Source organism: Candidatus Polarisedimenticolia bacterium (genome assembly GCA_036004685.1).
Classification (GTDB): Bacteria; Acidobacteriota; Polarisedimenticolia; order Gp22-AA2; family AA152; genus DASYRE01.
This window is the reverse complement of sequence record DASYRE010000041.1, coordinates 1-12,254: the sequence shown is the minus strand read 5'-3', so window position 1 is coordinate 12,254 and position 12,254 is coordinate 1. Positions and strand designations below refer to the sequence as shown.

At 68.3% G+C, this 12,254-nt stretch carries 14 protein-coding genes; 3 read left to right on the top strand and 11 right to left on the bottom strand.

What is annotated here, in order from left to right; genetic code table 11:
• Positions 1-2: 2 nt before the first annotated feature.
• The 4 genes from VGR67_10745 to VGR67_10730 form a co-directional block, all read right to left on the bottom strand.
• Complete coding sequence (locus tag VGR67_10745; GenBank protein ID HEV8336885.1) at positions 3-581, bottom strand: hypothetical protein; 579 nt, start codon at positions 579-581, stop codon at positions 3-5.
• Between the two features lie 34 nt (positions 582-615).
• Positions 616-1,641, bottom strand: a complete 1,026-nt coding sequence (locus VGR67_10740; protein HEV8336884.1) for a hypothetical protein — start codon at positions 1,639-1,641, stop codon at positions 616-618.
• Between the two features lie 81 nt (positions 1,642-1,722).
• Positions 1,723-2,736: a hypothetical protein gene (locus tag VGR67_10735; protein ID HEV8336883.1), complete on the bottom strand. Its 1,014-nt coding sequence runs from the start codon at positions 2,734-2,736 to the stop codon at positions 1,723-1,725.
• Complete coding sequence (locus tag VGR67_10730; GenBank protein ID HEV8336882.1) at positions 2,729-3,004, bottom strand: DUF2007 domain-containing protein; 276 nt, start codon at positions 3,002-3,004, stop codon at positions 2,729-2,731. Before VGR67_10730 ends, VGR67_10735 begins: the two co-directional genes overlap by 8 nt.
• Before the next feature lie 160 nt (positions 3,005-3,164).
• Between VGR67_10730 and VGR67_10725 the strand changes: the two genes are divergently transcribed.
• A complete protein-coding gene (locus VGR67_10725; GenBank protein HEV8336881.1) occupies positions 3,165-5,345 on the top strand; it encodes a tetratricopeptide repeat protein in 2,181 nt (726 codons plus the stop codon).
• 16 nt (positions 5,346-5,361) lie between these two features.
• Here the strand turns inward: VGR67_10725 and VGR67_10720 are convergent, their stop codons facing one another.
• Complete coding sequence (locus VGR67_10720) at positions 5,362-5,538, bottom strand: hypothetical protein (protein ID HEV8336880.1); 177 nt, start codon at positions 5,536-5,538, stop codon at positions 5,362-5,364.
• Positions 5,539-5,656: 118 nt separating this feature from the next.
• On the opposite strand from VGR67_10720, the gene VGR67_10715 reads away from it, so the two are divergent.
• Positions 5,657-6,886: an NAD(P)/FAD-dependent oxidoreductase gene (locus VGR67_10715; GenBank protein HEV8336879.1), complete on the top strand. Its 1,230-nt coding sequence runs from the start codon at positions 5,657-5,659 to the stop codon at positions 6,884-6,886.
• On the opposite strand, the gene VGR67_10710 is transcribed toward VGR67_10715, so the two are convergent.
• The 4 genes from VGR67_10710 to VGR67_10695 all read right to left on the bottom strand — a co-directional run bounded on the left by VGR67_10710 (position 6,846) and on the right by VGR67_10695 (position 8,637).
• The gene (locus VGR67_10710) at positions 6,846-7,073 is read right to left on the bottom strand and encodes a hypothetical protein (GenBank protein ID HEV8336878.1); all 228 of its coding nucleotides are present in this window, start codon (positions 7,071-7,073) and stop codon (positions 6,846-6,848) included. The genes VGR67_10715 and VGR67_10710 overlap by 41 nt on opposite strands.
• Positions 7,074-7,080: 7 nt before the next feature.
• Positions 7,081-7,506, bottom strand: a complete 426-nt coding sequence (locus tag VGR67_10705) for a polymer-forming cytoskeletal protein (GenBank protein ID HEV8336877.1) — start codon at positions 7,504-7,506, stop codon at positions 7,081-7,083.
• A gap of 70 nt (positions 7,507-7,576) precedes the next feature.
• Positions 7,577-7,993, bottom strand: a complete 417-nt coding sequence (locus VGR67_10700; GenBank protein ID HEV8336876.1) for a YciI family protein — start codon at positions 7,991-7,993, stop codon at positions 7,577-7,579.
• A gap of 47 nt (positions 7,994-8,040) precedes the next feature.
• A complete protein-coding gene (locus VGR67_10695; GenBank protein ID HEV8336875.1) occupies positions 8,041-8,637 on the bottom strand; it encodes a YigZ family protein in 597 nt (198 codons plus the stop codon).
• Positions 8,638-8,784: 147 nt separating this feature from the next.
• Between VGR67_10695 and VGR67_10690 the strand changes: the two genes are divergently transcribed.
• Positions 8,785-9,567 carry a DUF6503 family protein gene (locus VGR67_10690; GenBank protein HEV8336874.1) on the top strand — a complete coding sequence of 261 codons (783 nt, stop codon included), beginning with the start codon at positions 8,785-8,787 and terminating at the stop codon, positions 9,565-9,567.
• Between the two features lie 156 nt (positions 9,568-9,723).
• Here VGR67_10690 and sdhB read toward each other — a convergent pair whose 3' ends face one another.
• Both sdhB and sdhA read right to left on the bottom strand, forming a co-directional pair.
• Complete coding sequence (gene sdhB / locus VGR67_10685; protein ID HEV8336873.1) at positions 9,724-10,467, bottom strand: succinate dehydrogenase iron-sulfur subunit; 744 nt, start codon at positions 10,465-10,467, stop codon at positions 9,724-9,726.
• A gap of 11 nt (positions 10,468-10,478) precedes the next feature.
• A partial coding sequence (sdhA, locus tag VGR67_10680; GenBank protein HEV8336872.1) for a succinate dehydrogenase flavoprotein subunit occupies positions 10,479-12,254 on the bottom strand: 1,776 nt, incomplete at its 5' end.

Below are 12,254 nucleotides of genomic sequence, written 5' to 3'. Positions count from 1 at the left end.
GCTCAGTTTTGAGGATTGGGCGGCTGGGGAGGAAAGCGCCGCTGGCCCATTCGTCCGCCCATGGGACCCCGTCCCCCGGGACCGCCCGGACCGTTCGGCGCCATTCCCAATTCTTTCTTCATCGGGCCGCCGCTCATCCGGACCTTATACCGCCAGTCCTCCGTTCCGGGAGCCGCCACGTTCGTGCCGGCCGCGGCGGCGGGATCGGGGCGGCTCGCCGCATCGGCGGACAGCGCTTCGGCCGCGACGGCGGCACCCTGCGGCGTCGCCGGAACGACTCCCGGGCTCGCCGCGGGAGGCGCCGAGGCGACCGCCGCGGGCTCGGGGACGGCCGGAGCCCCCGGAGGCGCTTCGTATTCTTCGATACGTGCCACGCGGTTGACCGGGACTCCCATCTCTCCGCCGTGATCAAGGGTGAAATAGTACCAAGCGCCGCGCCTCTCGACCCCTTGAACCACGATCGCCTGGCCCCGGGTAAAGGTCACGAGCTGCGCCGCCCCGGCGGCACCCGCGACGGCGATCAGCGCCGCGAGAATCGAGATTCCTCCGCCGATCCGTCCGGTTCGCAATGGCTTCTTCATAAGCTATCCTCTCCCGGCCGCTCGGAAGGGCCGCTCACTCTTCCCCTCGGTACCATCCTCTGAGGACGGATTGCGCGCTCTTGCCGCGCGGGGTGTAATCGGTATCCTGGGGTCCCCCCTCCCCCCACCACATGTAGAAATAGACTCCGTCGAGCATTCTCTCACCTTTCCAGGCGCGGGCAAAGGCCTCGTAACATCTTCGCTGGATTTCCTGATCGGGCTCCCCGTCGCCGAAATAGTTCCAGGGATCGACGGAGGCACCGGCTCGGCTCGGATATCCAATCTCGGTGATCACCAGGGGCTTGTTGCCGTTGCGCGCCCGCCAGTGCCGGATGCCCTTCTGAATCTCCTGCCACCGGGAGACCATCGAGCCCACGTCGGACCGGCCCCCCTTTCCCACCTCGAAATAGGCGTTCATCCCGAGGTAATCGAGCTGGTCGCCAAACCGGATCTCGTCCAGGTGATCCCAATTGGCCGAGTAGGTGATCTTCCCTGCATAGCCGGACCGCACTTTGCGGATGACCCGCCGCCACCGGTCGGTCAGGTGCTCGGTCGAGCAGAGCTCCGAGCCGACGCTGAAATACTCTACCCGCTCTTCCGCCGCGAGGCGGGCGTAGTGGAGGATCATCTCCTCATAGGCGCCGAACCAATCGTCCCAGCTCGCCGGGGCCAGGGTTCCCCGCCACTCCCCCTCTTCGAGATCCCGGACGTAAACGATCGGAAACAGCAAGACGCGCATCCCCCGGCGATGGGCTTCCCGGGCGGCTCGTCGAAGGCTCTCATCGGCGGGAGTAATCCAGGGGTCGTCATGGAAGCCGGTCGACCGCACGTCTTCTTGGACTTTCGGCACGATCAGAGAGACCGAATCCACACCCAGGGAACTCAGCTCGTCGAGGCTCCGCCGGAAATAGTCGGGCTCGCTCTTCGAGAAGATCCCGAGGACCATCCCCTTCTGAAACGCCCCCGCACCGGAGGCGAAGGACGCGGGCCTCTCGGCGAAGGCGATGGCCAGGCCGCCGAGAAGCACCAGAGCGCCAAGGGGCCGCCAGGGTCCCGTCATCGGTTCCCGGCCGTCCGCTCGGCGTTCATCATGCTCGGTTTCCAATGCGTACCTTGAATTTACGCCGAGAACGCCGTGGATTCAATGGGGAATCGGGATGACCTCGATTCGGAGGCCCTCGCGCCGGGGACGGGCCGCGAGGACTCGCGCCCCCTGCTCCTCCAAGGCCTGCTCCACCCGCCGACGGTTTTCAGGGTGAGCCAAGAAAACGATGCACCCGCCGCCCCCCGCGCCGCAGACCTTGCCCGAGAGCGCCCCGGCCCGCTTCGCCGCGGCCATCTGCGACTCGATTTCGCGATTGCTCACCTTCTCCGAAAGCGTTTTTCTCGATTCCCACTCCTCGGCCAGCGCCGCGGCCGCCTCCTCGAGGTCGGCGGCCGCCAGCGCCTTCTCCATCCGCCGGGTCGCGCCGGCGACGCGCCGAATCCCCTCCACCGCCGCTCGCTCGCCGTCCAGGTAGCGCTTCAGCATGTCCCAGTTGCTGACGCCCGAGGATCGCGCCACGCCGGAAAAACAGAGGACCATCCGCTCTCCGAGCCAATCGATGTCGACCGGGATCTCCTCGACCCGGGTCCCCCGAACGCCGTAATGAATCGCCAGAGCTCCGCCGCGCAGCGCGGGATGATAATCCTGGACCCCCGTGGGGACGCGAAGGACCTGAGTCTCCACCCCTTGGACGAGATCGAGGAGCGCGCCCGCGGAGATTTCCTCCCCGCGGAAGCGCGCCAGGGCGGCGCCTGCGGCGATCCCCAGCGCCGACGATCCTCCCAGGCCGGAGCCTGCCGGCGCCGCGCAGTCGGTGATCAGATCGATTCCGCCGCCCGGCGGAATCTCCCGCACCAGGCGCGCCATGAAACCGAGGCGTCCGTCGAGGCGCATCGCGGTCACGCTCGGATAAGTCTCAGCGATCGCCTGATCGAGGGATTGGAGGTGGATGGCGGAGTCGCGGCGCGGCACAAGGCGCGCGGACGCCTCCAGATCGATGGCGGCGTTGACCGTCCGGGCTCCTTCTTCCAGAAGGGAGATGGGCCAGAGATCGAGGGTCCCGCCGGCCAGGTCGACCCGGGTGGGCGCCCGGGCCAGGATCTCATTCATCCTCGTCGCCGCCGCAAGAGGCCTTCTCCGCCCGGGGGACGGAGACCGGCCCGGCGTTCTGGTGCTCCCGGAGGATCCCTTCGGCCTCTTCGGCCGCCTCCTCGGGGACCGAAAGTCGGATCTCCCCCAAGCCGTCCACAGTGAGTGGCACCACCGCGTGAGTGATGTCCGAGATCACGCTGCACGGGATTCCGTAGCTCTCCAGGAGGCCGCGGATCAGCTCCGCTTCGCTATCGTCCCAGGTCCTGAAGATGATCTTGGTCGCCACGCCGCCCCCGTCGAAGCGGGAAATCGGCTCCCCGCCGGCTGGCCGATTCTAGACTCGGCCCGGCGGAGGGTCAAACCGCGCAGTGTTGATGCTCCTCCCGAGGCTGTGCTAGGATTCCGCCTTTTCGCGCTTCCCTCCTGTTCAAGGACTCTTTCCGGTGATGGCGTCCCGCTTGGCCCTATCCTCCGAGCCACGTTTCCACGACGCTCTCCGTTGGATCCTCGCGGCGACGTCGCTGGCGATTCCTTTCGTCTTCCTCGGCTCGCTCGGCGATCCCTTTCAGCTTCCGAAGCAGCTCGTCTTCCGTTGGGCGGCGATTGCGGTGCTGGGCTTCTGGCTCGCCGGCACTTGGTCCGCCAGCCGGATCGTCCTGCGAAGGAGCGCCGTCGCCGCCCCGGTTTTCTTCCTCGTCTTCATCGGCATGCTCTCCGTGTTCCAGGCCCCCAATGCGACGGAAGCCTCCTCGGCGGTCCGGGACGCCTTTCTCGCTTGTCTGGTCCTGCTCCTTTCCCTTCCCGTCCTGGAAAAGAAGGACCGCCTCGTCGGCTCGTGCCTGGGACTGGCGGCGGTGGCCACGGCGGCCATGGGAACGCTGCAATTGCTGGTGGGCCCGGGAATGACGCTTCTGCCGCCGACTCAGGGAGGAGCGCTGGTGGGCGACGTCACCGTCGCCTCGATCTTCGTCGGATCGATGCTGCCGCTGCTGCTCGGTCTCGCGGCGGCGCCCGACCGGGGCGCGCGGGGGTGGATCGCCGGCGCGGCCGTCGCGACCGCTTTCGTCGCTCTGGCGCGAACGCCCGCGGCGTGGCTGGGGTCGCTCGTCGGACTGGGAGTCCTCGCCGCGGCCACTTTCCGGCGGAGCCCTGGATCGGCTCGGCCTTTTCGGGTTCCAGGACGGTCCTGGCTCGCGGCCGCCGGAATCACCGCCCTGCTCGTCCTGTCGGTCAGCTGGACGCGGGGCTTCTCGCTTTGGTCGTCTCCCCCGTCCCTGAAAATCGCCGAGCTGCAGGGGCCGGTCCTCCGGATCGAGACGTGGCGCGCCACCCTGCAGATGATGCTTCGACATCCTCTGGGGATCGGCGCGGGCAGCTGGCGCCGGGTTTTTCCGCAGGAGGCCGGAGCCCTGACGCCCCGTTCTCCGTTCACCTCCTCCCGCTGGCCCCAATCGGCCGGAAACGAATTCCTCGAGGTCGGTTCCGAGCTGGGGGCTCCCGGCCTCTTCCTTTTAATATGGCTGGCCCTCCGCCTGCTCGGCTCCGGCTGGAGGAACCGGGAGGAGGGGGCGACCCGCGCCGGGGCTCTCGCTTCCCTCGCCGCGCTGGCCGGGTGCGCTCTGCTGTCGTCGCCGCTTCGTGAGCCGCCGCTTCTCTGGAGCGCCACGCTCCTCGCCGCGCTGGCGACCGCGCCCCGCGGCAGCTCCTCCGATCCGGCGCGACCGATCTTCGCCCTCCAAATGGAACCCCGAAGGCGGCGGGCGCTGGGCTTCGTCGCCGCCCTTCTCGGCACCGCGCTCGTCGTCCTGTCGGGATGGGACACCTACCGGCTGGCGGCCTCCAGCGCCGCGCTCCAATCGGGGCAGGCGGCCTGCGTTCAGCGCGACTATGCGCGCGCCATCCCGGCGTTGCGCCGCGCCTCCCGGATGGATCCCGCCTCGAACCTCGCCCGGTATCTGAACGGAGTCTGCGCGCTCGCTTCGGGGAGGGGTGACCTGGCCGAGCCGGAGCTGCGGGCCGCGCTCGATCTCAATCCCCACGATGCCGCGGCCCTGCTGGCCCTGGGGTCCGCCTACCGCTCGCAGGGCAAGCTGACCGACGCCCTGGGGGCGGTGGAGAGGGCGAGGAACGTCTGGCCGACGGACGAGGAGGTGAACCTCGCCTTGGGGGACGCTCGCGGCTCGCTCGGCGACGTGGCGGGCGCGACCCAGGCCTACCGGACGGCCTTGGCGACGAACCCCCATTCGGTCCAGGGCTATCTGAAGCTCGGGAGCTTGATGGAAGCGCACGGCAAGGTGGCGGGAGCCGTGAGCGCCTTCTCCGCCGCCGCCGACCTCGATCCGTACCTGCCGGAAGCGCTCTCCCGGCTGGGAGGGGCCTACCTGAAACAGGGCGACTATGACGCCGCGGTCCAGGTCTATCAGGGCATGCTGAGTTTTCTGCCGGACGACGTCTCGGCGCTCACCAACCTGGCCCGCACCTACGTCGGCATGCAACGTCCGTGCGACGCCCTGGCGAAGCTCGAGAGAGCGCGCGATTTGGAGAGGGACCCCCGCCGCCGCGACGCCCTCGAGAAGGCCCTGGCCGAAGTCTCCTCGAAGTGCCCAAGCGGACCTCCAGGCCGCTGATTCCGCTCCGAGACAATCACCGGCCGCGCGCCTTCCTTTGCTCCAGGAGATAACCGGCAAGGAAGATCGCCGCCCCCGCCCCCAGCAGCGACATCTCAGCCTTCATGTCGTCGCGGAACAAGCCCCAGGCCAGCCCGGCCCCCAGCAGCAGGATGCCGTTCAGCTCGAGGAATTTTCCCAGATAGTAGAGCATCCCGAGGTCTCCGCGGAGGCGGTCCACTCTATCGGGAAGCCGCGCCGCGATCAACGGGGTCGCCTTGCCTTCGGCGGCGCCCGTGGGGTAGATTTTTCGTCGAGCTGCGGAGGCGCTTGTGAGAGTGGCGGTGGTCGGAGGCGGGCCGGCGGGATCGCGGGCGGCGGAGCTCCTCGCCGGCGGCGGCGCCCGGGTCGTCCTCTACGAGCCCCGGACCGTCTGGGAGAAGCCGTGCGGGGGAGGCGTCCCCGAGCGGGCGATCGATTCCTGCCCCTTCCTCCGCGCGCCTTCCCTTCCCCAGCGTGTCTGCCCGCGCGCCCGGATATTCTCGGCCTCGGGGCGGGAAGCGAGCGTTCCTCTGGCCGAGCCGCTGCGCATCTACAGCCGGCGGGAGCTGAACGGCTGCTTCATGGACCGGGCCTGTTTGTCGGGAGTCGAGCTCGTTGCCGCGCGCGTCACGTCGCTGTCGCGCTCCGGCTCGATCTGGCAGGTGGGGGACTCGTCCGGCCGCAAGCAATCGTTCGATTTCCTGGTCGGAGCGGACGGCGCGTCCGGAGTGGTCCGGGGAAGGGTTCTCGGCAAGACCGTTCCGCTGGATCAGACGATCGGGCTCGGCTTCTTCCTGGACGGTTACAGCTCCGACGAGATCGTCCTCAAGTTCTTTCCCGGTCTCCTCGGTTATCTCTGGATCTTTCCGCGCACCGATCATCTCGCCGTGGGAATCTGCGGCCCCGCCGGGAAGGATCCCGGCGCGCTGCGGGAATCGCTGGTCCGGTTCCTCTGCGATCTCTACGGCGCCGGCGTGCTGCGACGCCTGCAAAACTACGGCGCGAGAATCCCCTCGATCCCGCCCCGGGTCTCCCTCGCTTCATCCTGCCAGGGAAGCGGCTGGGCCCTGCTGGGGGACGCCGCCGGCTTCGTCGATCCGATCACCCGCGAAGGGATCCACTACGCCCTGGCTTCCGCGGAGCATCTGGCCGGCGCGCTCCGTCTCGGCCGTCCGGAGCTCTACGCCCGGCGATGCGCGGAGAGCTGGGGGGAGGAGCTGAGCTGGGCCTCCCGGCACCGGGACCTTTTCTTCTCCGCGCGCTTCCTCGAGGCGTTCACCCTCCTGAGCTCCGCGAGCCGCGCGGTCCAGGGGGTCGTCGCCGATCTGATCGCGGGCCGTCAGTCGTACCGCCTGCTCTCCCGCCGGCTGGCCCGGCGGGGCCCCTCCGCCCTCGCCGCCCTCCTCGCCCGGCCGTTCCAACGCCTCCGGGTGGAGCCGCCGGCGCCCAACCTCCGGATCCTTCCGGGCAGCTCCGCGCTCACGGGGCCCGCCGGTGGCACTCCCAGCATCGGTCGTTGAGGGGATGGGTCTTCGGACGGGCGTGGGGACGGCCGCGGCCGTGGCAGCTGAGACATTGCTCGATGTCCTCGGCCCGGTGATCGAAGTCTTTGGGGACCGCGGGAGGCTGGTGACGGACGGTGAAGACCACGAAGAGGACGCCGAGCCCGATCGTCAGGCCGAGCACGACCCAGACCCGGCGGTTCAACCGTAACTCACTTGCGCTCGAGACGCCGCCGTGCCATCGGGGTGGCCTGCGTGGAAACCCGCTCGGTGGCGAGGACCCGGCCGCGCAGGAAGGAGTTCTCGGCGATCGCCACGACCGAGGCCCGGATGTCGCCCTGGATGCGTCCGGAAGGACGAAGCTCGAACTTCTGCGCGGCGATCACGGTGCCTTCGACGCTTCCCTCCACCACCACGTTCTCCGCCGTGATGTCACCCTTCACGTGCCCGGTCGGTTCGATGAACAGGGAGCCCGACGTGGAGATGTTCCCTTCGACCCGGCCGCGCAGGTGGATGTTCTCCTCGGAAACGAGCTCGCCCGCGAACACCATCTCGGGGCCGATGATCGTCGCCTCCTCCCCTTCCGCTCTCCGGACGGTTCCGCCGTCGTTCTCCTTTCCCGGCTCGAGCTTCAGCATCGTGGCCTCCTCCGCGGCGCGCAGTATAGCACGCGGGTCATGGACGGCTGGCGCGCCCTCCGGCCATCGCTCACCGGGGCGCCGCCAGGAGCGCCACGCGAAACGGGTGCAGCTCGGCGAGAAAGACGTTCGCTCCGATCGCCGGATCGCCGGCCATGATCTTCTCCGCCTCGAGCCGGTCCCGCGCCCGGAGGATCACCACCCCGGCGTAGTCGTCGGTCGCCAGACCGGCCAGAATCAGCTTTCCCTGGGCCAGGAGCCCTTTGAGGTATTCGAAGTGCTGGATGATCTTGAGCTTCTCGAGCTCCGTGGCCTCCCGGCCGGTGACCGCGGGCCGCAGACGAATGATGAACACTCCGCCGTCCTCCTCGGAGGAGCTCGCGCCGGGAGGCTTGGCGTCGCCGGAGAACGAAGAAGCGGGAGAGAAAAGAGCGACGAAGAGCAGCGCGACGACGGCGCGCCGCCAGGTTTTGGGGTGGGTCTTCACGCCGGGGACTCCTTCCTGAAGATTTGGATCGTCCGGAGGATCTTTCTTCACGGTCGCCAGAGCGCGCGCCCCCGGCTCAGATCGTCGAGCCGGCGCCGCAGCTCCGCCTCGCGCGCTCCATCGATCGCCAGGACCAGCTCCGCCGACTCGGCGTAGCTCTCCGAGAGGACGTCGCCTCCCAGCTGCGCCAGCAGCGAGCGCGCCTCTCCGAGGACCGTCAAGGGGAGGCTCACTTCAAGACGCCGGCGGATCGACCGGACCCCGGGGCTTCCCGCCTCCAGCGCCGCCCGGGCCGCCTTCCGATAGGCGCGGGAGAGATTGCCGAGTCCGAGCTTGGTGCCGCCGAAATAGCGCACCACCGTCACCGCCACGTTGGCGAGATCCGCCCCCTGGATCGCCGTCAGGATGGGCGCGCCGGCGGTCCCCGCCGGCTCCCCCGCGTCGTGGCACCGCTCGATAAGAGCGTCCCGGTCGAGGAGGCGATAGGCGTAGCAGCAATGGGTCGCGCCGGGATGCTCCTGCGTCACCGCGGCGATCTTGGCGCGCGCCGCCGATTCCGTTTCCACCGGCATGGCGCACGCGATGAAGCGGGAGTCGCGGATCTTCAGGGTAGCCGCGGCGCGCCCGCCAAGCGTGCGGATCATGGCGTCAGTATAGACTTCCCCGAATCGGCGCCACAAGCGGAACCGGACGTCGACTCGGGGGCCGGCGAAGGCGTTGACCCCGCCTCCGCCTTCGGCTAACGTTCACGATCTATCGAGCCGATCCTTCATCCGAGGTGGCGCATGATCATGCAGGCGTGGAAGGGCGCAACAAAGGCACTGTCCGGAACCATCCTCCTCCTCGCGCTCGGAAGCTCCGGTCTCCCCGGCGCGGAGCCGGCGGGCGGAACCGCCGCGGAGCTCGCCGAGCGGGTGTTTCAGGCCATGGGGGGGCGCCGGGGATGGGAGGCGGCCCATTTCCTGCGGTTCGATTTCGCCGTGGAGAAGGAGGGGAAGATCCTGTCGCGCTATCGTCACTGGTGGGATCGCGATCAGGGGCGGTACCGGCTGGAGGGGAGCAACAAGGAAGGCAAGGCGTTCATCATTCTCCTCAACGTTCAGGATCGGAAGGGAAAGGCCTGGCTGGACGGGAAGCGGGCCGCGACGGACGAGGAGGCCAAGCTCGTCGACTACGCCTACGGGCGCTTCATCAACGACACCTATTGGTTCCTGATGCCGATGAAGATGACCGATCCGGGAGTTCACCTGCAGCGGGAGGCGGACAGGACGGATCCCGCCGGGAAGAAATGGCAGATCCTCCACGTGACGTTCGATACGGGCGTCGGGCTGACGCCGGGGGATCAATACTGGGCCTGGATCGATCCCGGAACGCACCTGATGGGCCGCTGGGAATACGTCCTGGAGAACGAGAAGCCCCCGGCGGAGGCCTGGAGCTGGGAGGGTTGGAAGCAGTTCGGGCCTCTCACCCTTTCGCCGCTCAAGAGGAAGGTCGGGGAGGATCTCGCGATTCGCATCGACAACCTGGCGGTCTCGGAGACGATCGACGAGGCGGCGTTCAAGGAGCCCGCCTAGCCGCGTGTCGCGTCCAGCCCGAGTTATTCATGAAGGTCCGCAGCGAGAACGTGGAGATGGCTGCCCTCACGGGAGCCCGCAAGGTCCGCGGCCCGAGGCCGCCCGTCAGGGCGGCCAGGTCCGCGGTCGCAGGAGGAGCTTTGTGAATAATTCGGGTTAGCCCAGCAGGTCCCGAAGCATCTGCATCGTCACCTGGCGCCCCACCCGCCCAATCGCCTCGGTGAGCGGAATATTCTTCGGGCAGACTTCGACGCAATTCTGCGCGTTGCCGCACTCGGCGATCCCGCCGCGCCCCATCAGCGCGTGCAGGCGCTCTTCGGCGTTCAGCTTGCCCGCGGTGTGGGCATTGAACAGGCGCACCTGGCCGATGACGGCGGGACCGATGAAATCGGAGCGCTCGTTGAACTGCGGGCAGGCCTCGGTGCAGCAACCGCACGTCATGCACTGGGCGAACGGGTACGAGGCCTGCTGGACCGCCGGCGGGATCTTCGGCCCGGGGCCCATCGAATGCGTCCCGTCGAGGCTCACCCAGGCCTTCACCCGGATCAGGCTGTCGAACATCTTCTGGCGGCTGACCACGAGGTCACGGACGATCGGGTACTTCGTCATCGGGGCCAGGCGGATCGGCTGCTCGAGCTGATCCACCAGCGCCGTGCAGGACTGGCGGACCCGGCCGTTCACCAGCATCGTGCAGGCGCCGCAGACCTCCTCGAGGCAGCTGCATTCCCAGACCACGGGGGCGGTCTTTTTCCCCGCCTTGTTCACCGGCCGGCGCTGGATCTCCATCAGGCAGCTGATGACGTTCATGTTGGCGCGGTAAGGCAGGGAGAACTCCTCCCAGCGTGCGGGGCCCTGCGGAGAATCCTGTCTCTTGATCTTCAGCTCGATCGTGGATGGCATCCCGGTCTCCGTCAGTCGTACTTGCGGGCGATCGGTTTGACGAGCGAGACATCGACGTCGGCGAAGCTCATCACCGGCCCTTCCGCGCTGTGCTCGGCGAGCGTCGTCTTCAGCCACGCTTCGTCGTTGCGCCGGGGAAAGTCGGGCTTGAAGTGGGCCCCGCGGCTTTCATCCCGCAGGAGGGCGCCGCGGGTGACGACCTTTCCCAGCTCCAGCATGTTCCCGAGCTGATTGGCGAACAGCAGCGACGCGTTGGCCCACGACGATCCGTCCAGATTCCCGAGACGCCCGTAACGCTCCGTCATCTCGGCGAGACGCTCCTCGACGGCGCGCAGCGCCGGGTTGAACCGGACAAGCGTGACGTGCTCGTTCATCATCTCCCCCAGCTCCTTGTGAAGGGCGTGGGGATTCTCCGGTCCCGCCGACGAGGCGAGCCGCCGGAACTGCTCCTCCCATCGGCGCACGGCGGCGCGGGCCTCCGGCGAGGGCAGCGGATCGCGCCGTGCCTGCCCGCAGGCGTACGCCACCATGGCTTTGGCGCCGATCTTCCCGCCGTAAAGACAGGAGAGCAGAGAATTGGCCCCGAGCCGGTTCGCGCCGTGATACTGGAAATCGACCTCGCCGCTGGCGAACAGGCCGGAGATGTTCGTCTGGTGGTTGCGCGGGCTGGCTTCGTTGATGAATCCGTTCGACGTCGACTCGTAGTCGATCCACAGCCCGCCCATGGAATAGTGCACGGCGGGGAAGATCTTCATCGGCTCCTCGCGAGGATCCACGCCGGTGAACTTCTCGTAGATCTCCAGGATCCCTCCCAGCTTCCGGTTCAGCGTGGCCCGATCGATGTGCGTGAGGTCGAGGTAGACCATCGTCTTGCCCTCGAGGCCCATCCCCTGGACGACGCAGACCTCGTAGATCTCGCGGCTGGCGACGTCGCGCGGCACGAGGTTCCCGTAGCGGGGATACTTCTCCTCGAGGAAATACCAGCGCTCGGGCTCCGGGATCCGCCGCGGCTCGCGCGCGTCCCCTTTGGCGCGCGGAACCCAGATGCGCCCCCCCTCGCCGCGGGCCGACTCCGACATCAGCCGCAGCTTGTCCTCGCCGGGAATCGCGGTGGGATGGACCTGGATCATCTCGCCGTTGGCGTACCGGGCTCCCTCGAGGTAGGCCGAGGCGGCCGCCGAACCGGTGTTGATCATGGAGTTGGTGGTTCTTCCGAAGAGCAGGCCCGGCCCCCCCGTGGCGAGCATCACAGCGTCCCCCGGGAAGGCCCGCACCTGCATCGACCGCATGTCCACCGCGACGATGCCGCGGCAGGCCCCGGCGGAATCCTTCACCATCCCCAGATATTCCCAATGCTCGTGCTTCCGGACCTTCCCTTCGGCTTCGTGGCGCCGGACCTGCTCGTCGAGCGCGTAGAGGAGCTGCTGGCCGGTGGTGGCGCCGGCGAAGGCGGTGCGTTTGAACAGCGTGCCGCCGAAGCGGCGCTGGTCGCGGAAACCTTCGGCCGTGCGGTTGAAGGGCACGCCCAGGCGGTCCATCAGGTCGATGATCCGCGGCCCCCAGGAGCACATCTCCTTGACCGGCGGCTGGTGCTGGAGAAAGTCGCCGCCGTAGACCGTGTCGTCGAAATGCAGCCACTCGCTGTCGCCCGCCTGGCGGGTCTGGTCGTTGACGCTGTTGATCCCCCCCTGGGCGCAGACGCTGTGCGATCGCTTGACGGGCGTCAGGCTCATCAGGTCCACGTCCACGCCCTGCTCGGCCAGCTTCATGGCGGCCGCCAGCCCGGC

Bases quoted from the DNA above. Each gene is read 5' to 3' on its own strand.
- VGR67_10745 (HEV8336885.1), bottom strand. From the start codon at position 581: ATGAAGAAGCCATTGCGAACCGGACGGATCGGCGGAGGAATCTCGATT.
- VGR67_10740 (HEV8336884.1), bottom strand. From the start codon at position 1,641: ATGACGGGACCCTGGCGGCCCCTTGGCGCTCTGGTGCTTCTCGGCGGC.
- VGR67_10735 (HEV8336883.1), bottom strand. From the start codon at position 2,736: ATGAATGAGATCCTGGCCCGGGCGCCCACCCGGGTCGACCTGGCCGGC.
- VGR67_10725 (HEV8336881.1), top strand. From the start codon at position 3,165: ATGGCGTCCCGCTTGGCCCTATCCTCCGAGCCACGTTTCCACGACGCT.
- VGR67_10720 (HEV8336880.1), bottom strand. From the start codon at position 5,538: ATGCTCTACTATCTGGGAAAATTCCTCGAGCTGAACGGCATCCTGCTG.
- VGR67_10705 (HEV8336877.1), bottom strand. From the start codon at position 7,506: ATGCTGAAGCTCGAGCCGGGAAAGGAGAACGACGGCGGAACCGTCCGG.
- VGR67_10695 (HEV8336875.1), bottom strand. From the start codon at position 8,637: ATGATCCGCACGCTTGGCGGGCGCGCCGCGGCTACCCTGAAGATCCGC.
- VGR67_10690 (HEV8336874.1), top strand. From the start codon at position 8,785: ATGCAGGCGTGGAAGGGCGCAACAAAGGCACTGTCCGGAACCATCCTC.
- sdhB (HEV8336873.1), bottom strand. From the start codon at position 10,467: ATGCCATCCACGATCGAGCTGAAGATCAAGAGACAGGATTCTCCGCAG.